Source organism: Streptomyces sp. GESEQ-4 (assembly GCF_017948455.1).
Taxonomy (GTDB): domain Bacteria; phylum Actinomycetota; class Actinomycetes; order Streptomycetales; family Streptomycetaceae; genus Streptomyces.
The window spans coordinates 201,330-216,070 of record NZ_JAFFSU010000012.1; the positions used below are offsets into that span (position 1 = coordinate 201,330).

Here is a 14,741-nt window from a genome sequence, read left to right on the forward strand (position 1 = left end):
CTGCGCGAGCAACCCCCACCCACCCGCAGAGGCCACACAACACAACGGACCCCCACGTGCCGCCACCAAGCACGGGGGGTCCGTCAGTTCGCCGGGGCCGCCCAATACCCCGACGTCGGCTGCCATTTCAGCCGTGGGCCGTCACGCCCCGACCAGCAGCACGTCGAGAAAGAGCCGTCGGCCAGTGAGCCAACGCCGCAGTCGCCGCATACCAAGCCACCGCGCCGGACGCGACAGCGAACCACCCACCCACCTTGGTGAGCCCGTCATTGTCGGCGAAATGGGCGATAGCCATGAGCACCAGGGCGACGAAGAACAACCCGTACATCCCCTGACCGAGCTGATCTCCACCCGCGAGGGTGAGGGTCAGCGCCACCAGGGCGAAGAGCAGCAGGAACAACCCGGCCGCGTTGGCGGAGACTTGGGCGTCGGCGGAGACGGCCCAGGTGAACCAGAGCGCACCGAGCGCGGCGAACGCGGTCCCGTTCGCGGCGTCACGATCCCGAAAAGCCATCAGGCCGGCGACGAAGAGGGCGACACCGCCCACGTACTGGGCGATTGATACGGCGTCAGCGGCCGACACCCCGTCGATCACGTCGGTGTACCCCAGCCCGAAGGCCAACAGGGTGATTCCCAGGGCGAGTCGGCCGACCACGGTGGTGATTCCGCTTCCCGCAGAGACGTCGTTGTCCACGGCGGGCTCCCTTCATGCATGTGCAGTTGTGCGGTGACCGGTATATGCCCTTCACAAGGGCACAAACACCTCTACGCACGAGTAGTTTTACGCTCTGCACAAAGGGGGTCAGGCCACGCGAACTCCACGTCTCACCAGGGACAACGGCGAGTTACGGAATGACAACGACGGGCCGCTTCGCACGCTTGGCGAGCCGCCCGGCGACGGACCCGAAGAGCCGTCCGACGATGCCCTGCGTGGACCCGACGACGATCGCGTCCGCCTCGTACTCCCGCCCGACCTCTTCGAGTTCATGGCAGATGTCGCCGCCGCGCTCGACGAGGATCCAGGGCACCTCGGCGAGATAGTCCGCGCAGGCGAGCTCGAGACCGAGCACCTCGGTGCGATGGTCCGGGACGTCGACGAAGACGGGTGGCTCGCAGCCGGCCCACACGGTGGTCGGCAGCCGGTTGGCCACATGGACGATGATCAGGCCCGACCCGGAGCGATGGGCCATGCCGATGGCGTACGCGAGGGCCCGCTCACTGGAGGTGGAGCCGTCGAAGCCGACGACGACGCCGTGCTTGAAAGCGGGATCGCAGGGATGGCGTGACTCTTCCGCCGCCAGGGGATCGGCCGCCGTGTGATCGGCGACCGGTCGCTTGCGGTCCGCGGGTTCGAAGAATTCGTGACCGGCCATGGCTGTCTCGGCGTTGTGATCCTTTTGGGAGGGACGACAGTGTGCGGCGGAGCTGTGTCCGGGAATAATCTTCCCAACCCCATACCCCCAAGGGTACGGCGTCACGCCTCCTTAAGCCCAGATCCCGCGCAACCTCCGCGGGGGTTCCAGGGAGCATGCACGAGGCCACGCCCGCAACGCAATGGTTGCTGCGCCGTACAGGCGGTTTGCACAGCGTTCACCTGCCCGGCCCGCGCGGGGCCGGAGCAGCACGTACAGTGACCGACGCCTCGAACACGCGTTGAACCCGGCGACCGACCGACCCCCGGGAGCACGCAATGTCCGGCCCACGTTCCACCCCCGAGGCCCCCCACTCCCAGGACACCGCGACCGACGTGGTCCGCTGGGCGGCCTTCAGCTGTGTACTCGTCCCCGTCGTCCTTGTCGTGTACGGCACCTCGCTCGCCGGCGCCACGGGTACGGCCCTCGGCCTGGCGGCCGTCACCGCCGTCTGCCGGGTGCTGCTGCGCCAGTCCGAGCGCAGCGCCGCGCGGCCGCTCACCGACGAACCGGCGCCGCACCGGGGCCGTCACCACAGGAGCGGAACGGGGGCCCACCGAGGCGGACGTCACACTGGGGGAAACTCACCGGTCGACTGACCGGTTTCCATACCCCCAACCGCTTCTTTTCAGCCAACTTCTGGCTACCGCACGCCCCTTGCCCTGAGCACCCCCCACGCCCCGTTCCACCTGCACGGAAAGGGCCTCGGAGGGCGTGCGCACCCTACAGGGATTGGCCACTGCGACGAGGCGCACTTCCCTGCACGCCCCGCGAGTGCAACGCTTCGTGATCGAATGCTTCACGCCAAGTTGCCAAGTCGACAATGTGCCGGGTGATGAACTGGTCACCCCGGCACCACGGGACGCAGTAGATTCGATCTTGACTGTCTTACGGCGGGGGACTCGTGCAGGACCGAGGGGAAACGTGCAGGAGCGACACAACCGAGGAGCCGCGACCACCGAGGGGGGCTTAGCAGTATGAGCCACGACTCCACTGCCGCGCCGGAAGCCGCGGCCCGGAAACTTTCCGGGCGACGCCGCAAGGAGATCGTCGCGGTGCTGCTGTTCAGCGGCGGCCCCATCTTCGAGAGTTCCATACCGTTGTCGGTGTTCGGGATCGACCGCCAGGACGCCGGCGTACCGCGCTACCGACTGCTGGTGTGCGGTGGCGAAGAAGGACCGCTACGGACCACGGGGGGCCTGGAGCTCTCCGCACCGCATGGCCTGGAAGCGATCTCGCGGGCGGGCACGGTCGTCGTGCCTGCCTGGCGCTCGATCACTTCCCCGCCACCGGAGGAGGCGCTCGACGCACTCCGCCGGGCACATGAAGAGGGCGCCCGCATCGTAGGGCTGTGCACCGGCGCCTTCGTACTGGCGGCGGGCCTGCTGGACGGCCGCCCCGCGACCACCCACTGGATGTACGCGCCGACGCTGGCCAAGCGCTATCCGTCGGTGCACGTCGACCCACGGGAACTCTTCGTGGACGACGGCGACGTACTGACGAGCGCGGGCACCGCGGCCGGAATCGACCTGTGCCTGCACATCGTGCGGACGGACCACGGCAACGAGGCGGCGGGCGCGCTCGCCCGGCGCCTGGTGGTCCCGCCGCGCCGGAGCGGCGGCCAGGAGCGCTACCTCGATCGATCTTTACCAGAGGAGATCGGCGCCGACCCGCTGGCCGAGGTCGTCGCCTGGGCGCTGGAGCATCTCCACGAGCAGTTCGACGTGGAGACGCTCGCCGCGCGCGCGTACATGAGCCGTCGTACGTTCGACCGCCGGTTCCGCTCGCTGACGGGAAGCGCCCCGCTGCAGTGGCTGATCACGCAGCGGGTGCTCCAGGCGCAGCGGCTGCTGGAGACGTCGGACTACTCGGTGGACGAGGTCGCCGGCCGCTGCGGCTTCCGTTCGCCGGTGGCGCTGCGCGGGCACTTCCGCCGCCAGCTCGGCTCGTCGCCCGCGGCGTACCGGGCCGCGTACCGGGCGCGCAGGCCGCAGGGCGAGAAGCAGCCGGTGGACACCGACGGAGCGCCGGCCGCGACCGGCTCACCGGGCTCCCCGAGCCCGGCACCCGCGCTCCATTCGGAGGGCCCTGGCGCGGTCCCGATGCAGACCCGCCGTACCGCGGCGGCGAACGCGGTCGGACCGTCGCCGTCGCTGGCGGCGACCGCCTCCGGCGAGCACGGCCGTGAGGCGTACGCGGGAAGCCGGGCGACATTGCCGGGGCAGCGCAGCGGGTCGTAGGCCGATGTCGATGGTGAGGGGCGGGGAACTCCACGCCCCTCACCATGGCGGCCGGCGTGAGGAGCTCGGCGCCACCGCGGGGCCCTCATAAGCGGAGGTCGGCTTTAGGGTGGTCGCATGAACGATCGTATGGTCTGGATCGACTGCGAGATGACCGGCCTCTCGCTGTCCGACGACGCACTCATCGAAGTGGCCGCCCTCGTCACCGACTCCGAGCTGAACGTACTCGGCGAGGGTGTGGACATCGTCATCCGTCCGCCGGACTCCGCGCTGGAGACGATGCCGGACGTGGTGCGTCAGATGCACACCGCCTCCGGACTGCTCGACGAGCTCCCGGCCGGTACGACTCTGGCGGACGCCGAGGAGCAGGTGCTCGCCTACGTCCGGGAACACGTCAAGGAGCCCGGCAAGGCCCCGCTGTGCGGCAACTCCGTCGGCACCGACCGCGGTTTCCTCCTGCGGGACATGCCGAAGGTCGAGGAGTACCTCCACTACCGCATCGTCGATGTGTCGTCGATCAAGGAGCTGGCCCGGCGCTGGTACCCGCGGGCGTACTTCAACAGCCCCGAGAAGAACGGCAACCACCGCGCCCTCGCCGACATCCGCGAGTCCATCGCGGAACTGCGCTACTACCGCGAGGCCGTCTTCGTCCCCCAGCCCGGCCCCGACTCCGACACGGCGAGGACGATCGCCGCGAAGTACGTTCTGCCTGCTCAGTAGGCAGATCAGGGACAGATCAGGGACCTTGAGGGGGGCGCCGCGAAAGCCAGGCGCGAGCACCCCTTCGGACCCTGTACACTTTTTCTCGGCCGGTCGGGGAGGTAACACTCGTCGAATCGCCGGTCATGGTGGGTGTAGCTCAGCTGGTAGAGCACCTGGTTGTGGTCCAGGATGCCGCGGGTTCGAGTCCCGTCACTCACCCTGAGTGATCAGCCGGTGACTTCGAGAAATCGAAGTCACCGGCTGATTCCGTTTCCGGGGGTCCTGTTGCACACCGAACCGATCCGCACCGCCCGCCTGGACCTGCTCCCCCTGCGCGTCGAGCACGCCACCGAGATGGCCGCCGTACTCTCCGACCCGGCCCTGCACACCTACATCGGCGGCGCCCCGAGCACCCCCGAAGCCCTCCGCGCCCGCTACGAACGCCTCGTCGCCGGCTCCCCCGACCCGGCCGTCTCCTGGTGCAACTGGGTCCTGCGCCACCGCACCGACTCCCGCCTCATGGGCACCGTCCAGGCCACGGTCACGGGACCGACCGCGGAGGTCGCCTGGGTCGTGGGCACGCCGTGGCAAGGACGCGGTTATGCCTCCGAGGCGGCGCGGGGGCTCGTGACCTGGCTACGGGAGCGATCCCTGGCTCTCACAGTGATCGCCCACATCCACCCGGCCCACCACGCCTCCGCCGCTGTGGCCAGGACCGCCGGCCTGTCTCCCACGGACGAGGAACACGACGGCGAGATGCGGTGGCGGCTCTCGTGAGTGGCTGTGACGAACCGGCGCCGCGCCTCACGACGACGTACGCGGCACCAGTTCCGTAGCCAGGACCAGCTGGCGGCGCTCCAGGCCTCGGGAGGCCGGGGGGCGGCGGTCGGCTATCTCGGTGAGGAGGAGGTCGATCATGGTGCGGCCCATTTCCTGTATGGGCTGGCGGACGCTGGTGAGGGGCGGGTCCATGTGGCGGGCGATGGCGGAGTCGTCGTAGCCGACGAGGGCGACGTCGTCGGGGATGCGGCGGCCGGCCTCGCGGAGGACCTGGCGGGCGCCGGCCGCGGTGACGTCGGAGGCGGCGAAGACGGCGTCGAGGTCGGGGCAGCGGTCGAGGAGCGCGGCCATCGCCCGGTGGCCGCCCTCCTCCGTGAAGTCGCCGGGTTCGATGAGGCGGTCGTCGGCCTCGTGGCCCGCGTCGCGCAGGGCGTCGCGGTAGCCGTCGACGCGGCGCTGGGCGCCGTAGACGTCCTGGCGGCCGGTGATGTGGGCGATCGTGCGGCGGCCGCCGGCGAGGAGGTGCTCGACGGCTGAGCGGGCGCCGCCGTAGTTGTCGGAGTCGACCGAGGTGAGCGTCTCGGCGGCCGACCTGGGGCCGCTGATGACCGCGGGTATCTCCAGTTGGGCGAGGAGGTCGGGGAGCGGGTCGTCCGCGTGGACCGAGACCAGCAGGACGCCGTCGACGCGGTGGGCGGCGAGGTACTGGGCGAGGCGGGCGCGCTCCCGGTCGCTGCCGGCGAAGATCAGCAGCAACTGCATCTCGGTGTCGGAGAGTTCGGCGCCGACGCCCTTCAGGATGTCCGAGAAGTACGGCTCCGAGAAGAAGCGGGTCTCCGGCTCGGGGACGACCAGGGCGACGGCGTCCGTCCGGTTGGCGGCGAGGGCGCGGGCGGCCGTGTTCGGGACGTAGCCGAGCTCCGCGACCGCCGCCTCGACGGCCGCGCGGGTGGCGTCGCTGACCCGGGGCGAGCCGTTGATCACCCGGGAGACCGTGCCACGGCCGACTCCGGCGCGGGCGGCGACCTCTTCGAGGGTGGGCCGGCCACCGCTCCGGCCCCGCGCTCCATGGATTGCCATGTGGCTCCGCCTTTCCGCCGTCACCGCGCCGGCCTGGAATCTAACAGCCCCGGCTGACATGGTGACCTTCCGAGCCGCCCCCCGACGGGTCGGGCCGTGCCGCCGAGGCTCAGTTAACGTCCCGATAACTGAACGCATATCTCCGCGCCCGCTCCCTTGACACCCCCGCTCGGACCGACGAGTCTTCAACTCATCACCTGTGGGAGCGCTCCCACAGTACCTGACACATACACATCCCGCACGTTCCCCGCCCGAGCCGCAGCGAGAACCAACGGGCCCAACAGTGCAGTTGGCCGGGGGGTCGGCACGTCAGGCAACAGGAGGACGCAATGCGCACGAGTACCCGCCGGTCCCGCAGACTGTCGGCCCTAGCGGTCGCCGCCGCGCTGACTACGGGCCTGCTGGCCGGCTGCGCCGAGGACTCGGACGGCTCCGGCTCCAACGAGGGCGGTGGCAACGCCGAGGGCAAGACCACCCTGACGGTCGGCACGTTCGGCACCTTCGGCTACAAGCAGGCCGGTCTCTATGACGAGTACATGAAGCTCAACCCCGACATCAACATCAAGGAGAACGTCACCACCCGGACCGACGTCTACTGGCCCAAGGTCCTCACCCGACTGCAGGCCGGCTCGGGTACCGACGACATCCAGGCGATCGAGATCATGAACGTCACGGAGGCGGTGGAGACCCAGGCCGACAAGTTCGTCGACCTCGGCAAGGAAGTCGACAAGTCCCAGTGGCTGGACTGGAAGAACGCCCAGGCCACCACCAAGGACGGCAAGCAGATCGGACTCGGCACCGATGTCGGCCCGATGGCGATCTGCTACCGCAAGGACCTGTTCGAGAAGGCCGGCCTCGAGACCGACCGCACCAAGCTCGCCGAGCAGTGGAAGGGCGACTGGAGCAAGTACGTCGATCTGGGCAAGGAGTACATGAAGAAGGCGCCCAGCGGCACCAAGTTCGTGGACTCCGCCTCCTCGGTCTACAACGCGGCCCTCGGCGGCGAGCCCGAGCGCTACTACGAGACCGACGGCACCGTCATCTGGGACAAGTCGCAGAGCGTCAAGAAGGCCTGGGACGTCGCCATGGAGGTGGCGACCAGCGACATGTCGGCGAAGCTGAAGCAGTTCGACAAGCCGTGGGACCAGGGCTACGCGAACGGCACCTTCGCGACCGTGGCCTGCCCGGCCTGGATGATCGGCTACATCCTGGAGAAGTCCGGCGACTCCGGCAAGGGCAAGTGGGACGTGGCGGCGGCGCCGACCGCGGCCAACTGGGGCGGCTCGTTCATCGGCGTACCGACGGCGAGCAAGAACCAGAAGGAGGCCGTCGCGCTGGCGAAGTGGCTGACCGCGCCCGAGCAGCAGGCGAAGGTCTTCGCCAAGCAGGCCAGCTTCCCGTCGACCCCGTCGGCGTACTCGACCCTGAAGCCGGCGACGGACACCACGGCGTACTTCTCGAACGCGCCGCTCACGGAGATCTTCTCGGCCTCGGCGGAGACCATCCCGAGCCAGTACTTCGGCATCAAGGACCAGCCGATCAACACCGCGCTCACCGACGTCGGCATCCTCCAGGTAGAGCAGAAGGGCGCGTCGCCGGACGAGGGCTGGGACGCGGCGTCCGAGGAGATCAAGGACGTGCTCGGCCAGTGACAAGCTCCAAGCAGGCTCTCGCGCACACCGCGTCGAGTGCCGAGGCCGCGCCCGGCGACAAGCCGGGCGCGGCCCGGGGCGCTCACGGTCGCGGTACGCCGCCCCCGGGCCCGGGTTCCTGGCGGAGCCGGCTGTACCGCTGGGACATGAAGGCGTCGCCGTACGCGTTCATCGCCCCCTTCTTCATCGTGTTCGGGGCGTTCAGCCTCATCCCGCTGCTCTACACGGCCTGGTATTCGCTGCACAACGTGCAGCTGTCCAGCCTGGACGACCAGAAGTGGGCGGGGCTGGACAACTACCAGAACCTGCTGTCCTCGGACTTCTTCTGGAACGCCCTGTGGAACACCTTCACCATCGGCGTGATCTCGACCGTGCCGCAGCTGATGATGGCGATCGGCCTGGCGCACCTGCTCAACTACCGGCTGCGCGGCTCGACGATGTGGCGGGTCGTGATGCTCACCCCGTACGCCACCTCGGTGGCGGCGGCGACGCTGGTGTTCGTGCTGCTGTACTCCTGGGACGGCGGCGCGATCAACTGGATGCTCGGCGGCATCGGCATCGATCCGATCAACTGGCGTGAGTCGGACTGGGGTTCGCAGTTCGCCGTGTCGTCGATCGTGATCTGGCGGTGGACCGGCTACAACGCGCTGATCTACCTGGCCGCGATGCAGGCGATCCCGGCCGACCTGTACGAGTCGGCGTCGATCGACGGTGCGAACCGCTGGCAGCAGTTCATCCATGTGACGATCCCGCAGCTGCGGCCGACGATCCTGTTCACGGTGGTCGTCTCCACGATCGGCGCGACCCAGCTCTTCGGTGAGCCCCTGCTGTTCGGCGGGGTCAGCGGCTCCAAGGGCGGCTCCGACCACCAGTACCAGACGCTCGGTCTGTACATGTACGACCAGGGCTGGATCATCGGCAACCTCGGCAAGGCGTCCGCGATCGCGTGGTCGATGTTCCTGATCCTCGTGATCATCGCCGTGATCAACCTGCTGATCACCCGACGTCTGAGGAAGTCCCAATGACCACAAGTGAACTGACGCGACCTCAGACGCCGGTGAAGAGCGCTGGGCGAAGGCGCTCCCGGATCATGGGCGCGGGCAAGCAGCTGCACGCGGGCCCGGTCACCTACATCGTCCTGACCGTCTTCGCGCTGGTCTCGCTGGCCCCGCTGGTGTGGACCGCGATCGCCGCCTCGCGTACCGACCGGCGGCTCGCGGAGACCCCGCCGCCGCTGTGGTTCGGCGGGAACCTGTTCAAGAACATGGAGACGGCGTGGGAGGAGGCGGGTCTCGGCACGGCGATGTTCAACACAACCCTCGTCGCGGGCACGATCACCGTCTCCACGGTGCTGTTCTCCACGCTCGCCGGGTTCGCCTTCGCCAAACTGCGGTTCAAGTTCTCCGGTGTGCTGCTGCTGCTGACCATCGGCACCATGATGATTCCGCCGCAACTGGCGGTCGTACCCCTGTACTTGTGGATGGCGGACCTCGGCTGGTCGAACCAGCTGCAGACGGTCATCCTGCCCACCCTGGTCACCGCGTTCGGCACGTTCTTCATGCGGCAGTACCTGGTGCAGGCGCTGCCGAGCGAGCTGATCGAGGCGGCGCGGGTGGACGGGGCGAGCAGCCTGCGGGTGGTGTGGCACGTGGTCTTCCCGGCGGCGCGGCCCGCGATGGCCGTACTCGGGCTGCTGACCTTCGTGTTCGCCTGGAACGACTTCCTGTGGCCGATCATCGCGCTCAACCAGGAGAACCCGACCGTGCAGGTCGCCCTCAACTCCCTCGGTACCGGCTATGTTCCCGACCAGGCAGTGATCATGGCGGGCGCGTTGATCGGCACGCTGCCGTTGCTGATCGCGTTCCTGCTGTTCGGTAAGCAGATTGTGGGCGGCATCATGCAGGGCGCGATCAAGGGGTAACCGAGCGCTCCGCTTGAAGTGCCGCGATGTGTTGTCGGTTCGGTGCCGCGCCGTCGTGGCTGGTCGCGCAGTTCCCCGCGCCCCTTCGGGGCGCGGTCCTTCCCCCCTTCCCCCTACTCCGGTCTTCACCGTCTTGGGAGCGCTTCCATGCCTGAGCCCGAAACGTCCGTCTCCTTTCCTCCCGCCTTTCTCTGGGGTGCCGCGACCTCCGCGTATCAGATCGAGGGGGCGGTGCGGGAGGACGGTCGTACGCCCTCGATCTGGGACACGTTCAGTCATACGCCGGGCAAGACGGCCGGCGGTGAGCACGGTGATATCGCTGTCGACCATTACCACCGGTACCGCGACGACGTCGCGATGATGGCCGACCTGGGCCTGAACGCGTACCGCTTCTCAGTGTCCTGGTCGCGGGTGCAGCCGACAGGACGGGGTCCGGCCGTCCAGAAGGGCCTGGACTTCTACCGTCGGCTGGTGGACGAGCTGCTGGCGGCCGGCATCAAACCGGCCCTCACCCTCTACCACTGGGATCTGCCGCAGGAGCTGGAGGACGCGGGCGGCTGGCCGGAGCGGGACACGGCGTTCCGGTTCGCCGAGTACGCGCAGATCGTCGGTGAGGCGCTCGGCGACCGCGTGGAGCAGTGGATCACCCTCAACGAGCCGTGGTGCAGCGCGTTCCTCGGCTACGCGTCGGGGGTCCACGCGCCGGGCCGCACGGACGCGGCGGCGTCACTGAAGGCGGCGCACCATCTGAACCTGGCGCACGGCCTGGGTACGTCGGCACTGCGTACGGCGATGCCCGCCCGCAACTCCGTGGCGGTCAGCCTCAACTCCTCGGTGGTCAGGACGGTGTCCGAGGACCCGGCCGACCTGGCGGCGGCTCAGAAGATCGACGACCTCGCCAACGGCGTCTTCCACGGCCCGATGCTGAACGGCGCCTACCCGGAGACGCTCTTCCCGGCCACGTCGTCGCTCACCGACTGGTCGTACGTCCTGGACGGCGACCTGGCCCTGATCAACCAGCCGTTGGACGCGCTGGGCCTCAACTACTACACACCGGCGCTGGTTTCGGCCGTGGACCCGGACGCGAGCGGCCCCCGGGCGGACGGCCACGGAGCGAGCGCGTTCTCCCCCTGGCCGGCCGCGGACGACGTCGCCTTCCACCAGACCCCGGGCGAGCGTACGGAGATGGGCTGGACGATCGACCCGACCGGCCTGCAGGACCTGATCATGCGCTACACGCGGGAGGCCCCGGGCCTGCCGATCTACATCACGGAGAACGGCGCGGCCTACGACGACAAGCCCGACCCCGACGGCCGCGTCCACGACCCCGAGCGGATCGCCTACCTCCACGGCCACCTGACCGCCGTACGCCAGGCGATCACCGCCGGCGCCGACGTCCGCGGCTACTACCTGTGGTCCCTCATGGACAACTTCGAGTGGGCCTACGGCTACGGCAAGCGCTTCGGCGCGGTCTACGTGGACTACTCGACTCTGGAGCGCACGCCCAAGTCGAGCGCCCTGTGGTACGGGGAGGCGGCACGCACGGGGAGCCTGCCGGCCATACAGGGGGACTGAGCGGGGGGGCGGGGCGCGGCATGCGGTGGGGGCATGCCGCGCCCCGGTCTGTTCTGTGCCTTTTAGTGGGGCTGCCGTACCACCGCGATCTCTCCCGGGGGCACCTCGACCGTGCCCGACGTGACCGGCTTCCCCGTGAGGAGTTCGGTGGCGTCGGATGCGACCTGGACCTCGGCTCCCTTCCCTCCGTGGTCGATCAGGAAGAGGTAGTCGGCGTCCGTGCCGCGTCGCAGCACCGCCTCGATGCCCTCGGGGACGGCGTCCAGCACCGGCCGTACGCCCGCCTCGGTGCGGATGCGGTGCAGGAGGGCGGCGAGGGTGTCGGGGTCGGGGCGGGTGGAGACGTACCAGGTCGTGCCCGCCCCATGGGAGTTGCGGGTCACCGCCGGGAGTCCGGCCAGGGGGCCGTCCGTGTACGACTCCACCGCCTCGGCGCCTTCCAGGCGGACGCGCTCCGACCACAGGGTCGCGGTCGCGTCGCCGCCGAGGGCGACCTTCTCGCCCGGCAGCAGGGGGAAGAGTTCGTCGGTGCGGATGCCCAGGGCCTCGCGGAAGGCGCCGGGGTAACCGCCCAGCCGTACATGGCAGTTCTCGTCGACCATCCCGCTGTGGAAGCCGACGGCCAGCGTGCCGCCGCGTTCGGCGAAGCCGGTGAGGTTGGCGGTGCCCGCGTCGTCGATCAGGTAGAGGCTGGGGGCGAGGACCAGGCGGTACGACGACAGGTCCGCGTCCGGGCGTACGAAGTCCACGGCGATGCCCGACCGCCACAGGGGCTCATACCAGGAGCGGACGAGGTCGAGGTATCGGACCATCTCGCTGGGCTGGGAGGGGAGTTCGAGGGCCCAGCGGGCGTCCCAGTCCCAGACGACGGCCACTTCAGCCGTGCCCGTGCTGCCGCGTACCTCCGCCAGGGCCTTGAGGTCGGCGCCGAGCCGGACGACGTCACGCCAGATCTGGCTGTCCGTGCCCGCGTGCGGCAGCATCGCCGAGTGCCACTGCTCGGCGCCCGCCTTGGCGGCCCGCCACTGGAAGTAGGCGATGCCGTCCGCGCCGTGGGCGACATGGGCGAGGGCGTTGCGGCGCAACTCGCCCGCGTTCTTGGCCCGGTTGACCGGCTGCCAGTTCACCGCGCCCGTCGAGTGCTCCATCAGCAGCCAGGGGCCGCCCGCGAGGGAGCGCATCAGGTCGCCGCTGAGGGCGATGTCGATCTCCGACTCGGGGTCGGTGGAGCCGAGGTAGTGGTCGTTCGAGACGACGTCCAGTTCCGGGGCCCAGCGCCAGTAGTCCAGGGCGTCGAAGTTGTACATCACCATGAAGTTGGTGGTGGCGGGCAGAGCCGGGGCCGCCTCGCGCAGGACGTCCCGTTCCGCCTTGTACAGCGACAGCAGTGCGTCGCTGCAGAAGCGGCGCCAGTCCAGCTGGTGGGTCGGGTTGGGGACGGCGCCCGTCGGGCGGGGCGGGATGATCTCGTCCCAGTCGTAGTACCACTGGCTCCAGAAGGTGGTGCCCCAGGCGTGGTTGAGGGCAGCCAGGTCGTCGTACTTCGCCCTCAGCCATACGCGGAACGCCGCCGCGCTCTCGTCGCAGTAGCACTCCGCGTTGTGGCAGCCGTACTCGTTGTGGACGTGCCACATCACCACGGCCGGATGGTCGGCGTACCGCTCGCCGAGCGCGCCCGCGATCCGCAGGGCGGCCTCGCGGTAGGCGGGGCTCGACGGGCAGAACGTCTGGCGACTGCCGTACGACAGCCTGCGCCCGTCCTTGTCGACGGGCAGCGCCTGAGGGTGCTTGCGGAAGAACCACGCCGGGGGTGCGGCCGTCGGGGTCGCCAGGTCGGCGGCGATGCCGTTCTCGTGGAGCAGGTCGAGGATCTTGTCCATGCGGGAGAAGTCGTACGCGCCCTCGGACGGCTCGAGCAGCGCCCAGGAGAAGATGCCGACGCTGACCATGGTCACGCCGGCCTCGCGCATCAGGCGTACGTCCTCGGCCCAGACCTCCTCGGGCCACTGCTCGGGGTTGTAGTCGCCGCCGTAAGCGATGCCCGGAAGGTTCAGTGCGCGCTTGCTCATCGGGCAACTCCGCTCAGGAGACGGCGTGTTGTGGTCACGCCCCACTCGTCGAGCGACAGCAGCCGGTCGCTGGACGCCATCAGGCCGCCCGTCGCCTCCACGTGCACCGCCCAGCGTTCGCGGGTCTCGACCGCCGGACGGGCCATCAGGCAGTCGGGGTCGTTGATCCAGAGGCGGCCGTGCTGCCACTGCCGTCCGACGCCGGTGAACTCGGCGGCGTCCTGGCCGGGCTGGCTGTAGTCGTCCGCCTTGGGGCGACGGTACGGCGCGGTGTCCGCGCTGACCCGCATCGCGTCGAACAGGCCGATGGACGGAAGGGTCGGGGCGCCGCAGCCCAGCAGGTAGGCGTCGTCGCCGATCGCCTCGCGGATGAGGGTGATGCCCTCGCGGTACGCGGTGAGCGGGTCCGCGCCGGAGTGCCGTACGCCGTCCAGGGCGCCCGCGTAGAGGAAGTCGACCTTGAAGTAGTCGTAGCCCTCGGCGCGGAGGGTGGTGAACACTTCGACCAGGTAGGCCGCCGCCTGAGGGTGGGTGGTGTCCAGGGCGTACAGGTCGTGGCCCCAGTTGACGCCGGCGTGCAGGGGCGTGCCGTCCGCGTCGCGCACCAGCCAGTCGGGCTGTGTGGCGGCCAGTTCGCTGCTCGGGTCCACCAGGAACGGTGCCGTCCAGATGCCGGCCCGGCGGCCCCGGGCGCGGATCGCGTCGGCGATGCCCGCGCGGGAGCGGAAGCGGCCGGAGAGGGTGAGCCAGTCGCCCAGCTTGCTCTGGTAGCCGTCGTCGATCTGGACGACGTCGATGGGCAGGTCGAGGGTGTCCATCGCACGGAGGTTCTCGTGGATGTCGTCCTCGGTGACGTCGGTGAAGTACTCGTACCAGGAGCACCAGACGGTCGGCGCCGGGCGGGGGGCCGGTATGCCCAGGCCCTCGGCCCAGTCCGCCAGCACCGACTGGATGTCCGTCCCGGTCAGCAGCTTCACCGGCCCGTCGGCGCTGATCTCCGCCCGGTCGCCCTGGACGGTCAGCCGGATGGACGGGACCGAGTGCCGCGGGTCCGGCGCCGCCCACAGCCGGACCGGTGAGCCGTCACCCGGGTCGAGCGCCAGCAGGCCCTCCCCCTGGAAGGTCCCGGCGGGGACGGTGACGCTGGGGCGGTAGCAGACCGTCGCCCAGTTGTCGTTGGTCGGGCGGTGGGGGGTGTCGCCGAGGGCGTAGGCGCCGCTGGGGCTCCAGGACTGCCAGCCCTCCTCGTGGACGCGGGCGGTGCTCGGGTCCACGGGGACGGTGGCGACCGGGGTGAAGGGGTTGTGCAC

At 69.7% G+C, this 14,741-nt stretch carries 13 protein-coding genes and 1 tRNA gene; 9 read left to right on the top strand and 5 right to left on the bottom strand.

Features of this window, described 5'->3' with window-relative positions; genetic code table 11:
- Nucleotides 1–127: 127 nt before the first annotated feature.
- Together KCH48_RS23825 and KCH48_RS23830 are read right to left on the bottom strand one after the other, a co-directional pair.
- Nucleotides 128–694 carry a GPR1/FUN34/YaaH family transporter gene (locus tag KCH48_RS23825; protein WP_210576730.1) on the bottom strand — a complete coding sequence of 189 codons (567 nt, stop codon included), beginning with the start codon at nt 692–694 and terminating at the stop codon, nt 128–130.
- Between the two features lie 151 nt (nt 695–845).
- Nucleotides 846–1,373, bottom strand: coding sequence for a universal stress protein (locus KCH48_RS23830; protein ID WP_210576731.1), 528 nt, complete (start codon nt 1,371–1,373; stop codon nt 846–848).
- 317 nt (nt 1,374–1,690) lie between these two features.
- Here KCH48_RS23830 and KCH48_RS23835 point away from each other — a divergent pair, with 317 nt between their 5' ends.
- The 5 genes from KCH48_RS23835 to KCH48_RS23855 all read left to right on the top strand — a co-directional run bounded on the left by KCH48_RS23835 (nt 1,691) and on the right by KCH48_RS23855 (nt 5,131).
- Nucleotides 1,691–2,011, top strand: coding sequence for a hypothetical protein (locus KCH48_RS23835; RefSeq protein WP_210576732.1), 321 nt, complete (start codon nt 1,691–1,693; stop codon nt 2,009–2,011).
- A 378-nt stretch (nt 2,012–2,389) separates the two neighbouring features.
- Nucleotides 2,390–3,652: a helix-turn-helix domain-containing protein gene (locus tag KCH48_RS23840; RefSeq protein ID WP_210576733.1), complete on the top strand. Its 1,263-nt coding sequence runs from the start codon at nt 2,390–2,392 to the stop codon at nt 3,650–3,652.
- A gap of 117 nt (nt 3,653–3,769) precedes the next feature.
- Nucleotides 3,770–4,372 (top strand): oligoribonuclease, encoded by a 603-nt coding sequence (gene orn / locus KCH48_RS23845; protein WP_210576734.1) that lies wholly within the window; start codon nt 3,770–3,772, stop codon nt 4,370–4,372.
- Between the two features lie 128 nt (nt 4,373–4,500).
- A tRNA-His gene (locus tag KCH48_RS23850) sits at nt 4,501–4,573 on the top strand.
- Between the two features lie 66 nt (nt 4,574–4,639).
- Nucleotides 4,640–5,131: a GNAT family N-acetyltransferase gene (locus KCH48_RS23855; RefSeq protein WP_246885754.1), complete on the top strand. Its 492-nt coding sequence runs from the start codon at nt 4,640–4,642 to the stop codon at nt 5,129–5,131.
- Between the two features lie 27 nt (nt 5,132–5,158).
- Here the strand turns inward: KCH48_RS23855 and KCH48_RS23860 are convergent, their stop codons facing one another.
- Nucleotides 5,159–6,214, bottom strand: a complete 1,056-nt coding sequence (locus KCH48_RS23860) for a LacI family DNA-binding transcriptional regulator (protein WP_210576736.1) — start codon at nt 6,212–6,214, stop codon at nt 5,159–5,161.
- Between the two features lie 329 nt (nt 6,215–6,543).
- On the opposite strand from KCH48_RS23860, the gene KCH48_RS23865 reads away from it, so the two are divergent.
- The 4 genes from KCH48_RS23865 (at nt 6,544) to KCH48_RS23880 (ending at nt 11,362) form a co-directional block, all read left to right on the top strand.
- Nucleotides 6,544–7,866: an ABC transporter substrate-binding protein gene (locus KCH48_RS23865; protein ID WP_210576737.1), complete on the top strand. Its 1,323-nt coding sequence runs from the start codon at nt 6,544–6,546 to the stop codon at nt 7,864–7,866.
- Nucleotides 7,863–8,891 carry a carbohydrate ABC transporter permease gene (locus tag KCH48_RS23870; RefSeq protein WP_210576738.1) on the top strand — a complete coding sequence of 343 codons (1,029 nt, stop codon included), beginning with the start codon at nt 7,863–7,865 and terminating at the stop codon, nt 8,889–8,891. Before KCH48_RS23865 ends, KCH48_RS23870 begins: the two co-directional genes overlap by 4 nt.
- Nucleotides 8,888–9,787: a carbohydrate ABC transporter permease gene (locus KCH48_RS23875; RefSeq protein ID WP_210576739.1), complete on the top strand. Its 900-nt coding sequence runs from the start codon at nt 8,888–8,890 to the stop codon at nt 9,785–9,787. Before KCH48_RS23870 ends, KCH48_RS23875 begins: the two co-directional genes overlap by 4 nt.
- Before the next feature lie 147 nt (nt 9,788–9,934).
- Nucleotides 9,935–11,362: a GH1 family beta-glucosidase gene (locus KCH48_RS23880; RefSeq protein ID WP_210576740.1), complete on the top strand. Its 1,428-nt coding sequence runs from the start codon at nt 9,935–9,937 to the stop codon at nt 11,360–11,362.
- Nucleotides 11,363–11,424: 62 nt separating this feature from the next.
- Here the strand turns inward: KCH48_RS23880 and KCH48_RS23885 are convergent, their stop codons facing one another.
- The gene (locus KCH48_RS23885; RefSeq protein ID WP_210576741.1) at nt 11,425–13,431 is read right to left on the bottom strand and encodes a beta-galactosidase; all 2,007 of its coding nucleotides are present in this window, start codon (nt 13,429–13,431) and stop codon (nt 11,425–11,427) included.
- The gene (locus KCH48_RS23890; RefSeq protein WP_210576742.1) at nt 13,428–14,741 is read right to left on the bottom strand and encodes a glycoside hydrolase family 36 protein; all 1,314 of its coding nucleotides are present in this window, start codon (nt 14,739–14,741) and stop codon (nt 13,428–13,430) included. The genes KCH48_RS23885 and KCH48_RS23890 overlap by 4 nt, the downstream gene beginning before the upstream one ends.

Bases quoted from the DNA above. Each gene is read 5' to 3' on its own strand.
- KCH48_RS23835 (WP_210576732.1), top strand. From the start codon at position 1,691: ATGTCCGGCCCACGTTCCACCCCCGAGGCCCCCCACTCCCAGGACACC.
- KCH48_RS23875 (WP_210576739.1), top strand. From the start codon at position 8,888: ATGACCACAAGTGAACTGACGCGACCTCAGACGCCGGTGAAGAGCGCT.
- KCH48_RS23865 (WP_210576737.1), top strand. From the start codon at position 6,544: ATGCGCACGAGTACCCGCCGGTCCCGCAGACTGTCGGCCCTAGCGGTC.
- KCH48_RS23840 (WP_210576733.1), top strand. From the start codon at position 2,390: ATGAGCCACGACTCCACTGCCGCGCCGGAAGCCGCGGCCCGGAAACTT.
- orn (WP_210576734.1), top strand. From the start codon at position 3,770: ATGAACGATCGTATGGTCTGGATCGACTGCGAGATGACCGGCCTCTCG.
- KCH48_RS23880 (WP_210576740.1), top strand. From the start codon at position 9,935: ATGCCTGAGCCCGAAACGTCCGTCTCCTTTCCTCCCGCCTTTCTCTGG.
- KCH48_RS23885 (WP_210576741.1), bottom strand. From the start codon at position 13,431: ATGAGCAAGCGCGCACTGAACCTTCCGGGCATCGCTTACGGCGGCGAC.
- KCH48_RS23860 (WP_210576736.1), bottom strand. From the start codon at position 6,214: ATGGCAATCCATGGAGCGCGGGGCCGGAGCGGTGGCCGGCCCACCCTC.
- KCH48_RS23830 (WP_210576731.1), bottom strand. From the start codon at position 1,373: ATGGCCGGTCACGAATTCTTCGAACCCGCGGACCGCAAGCGACCGGTC.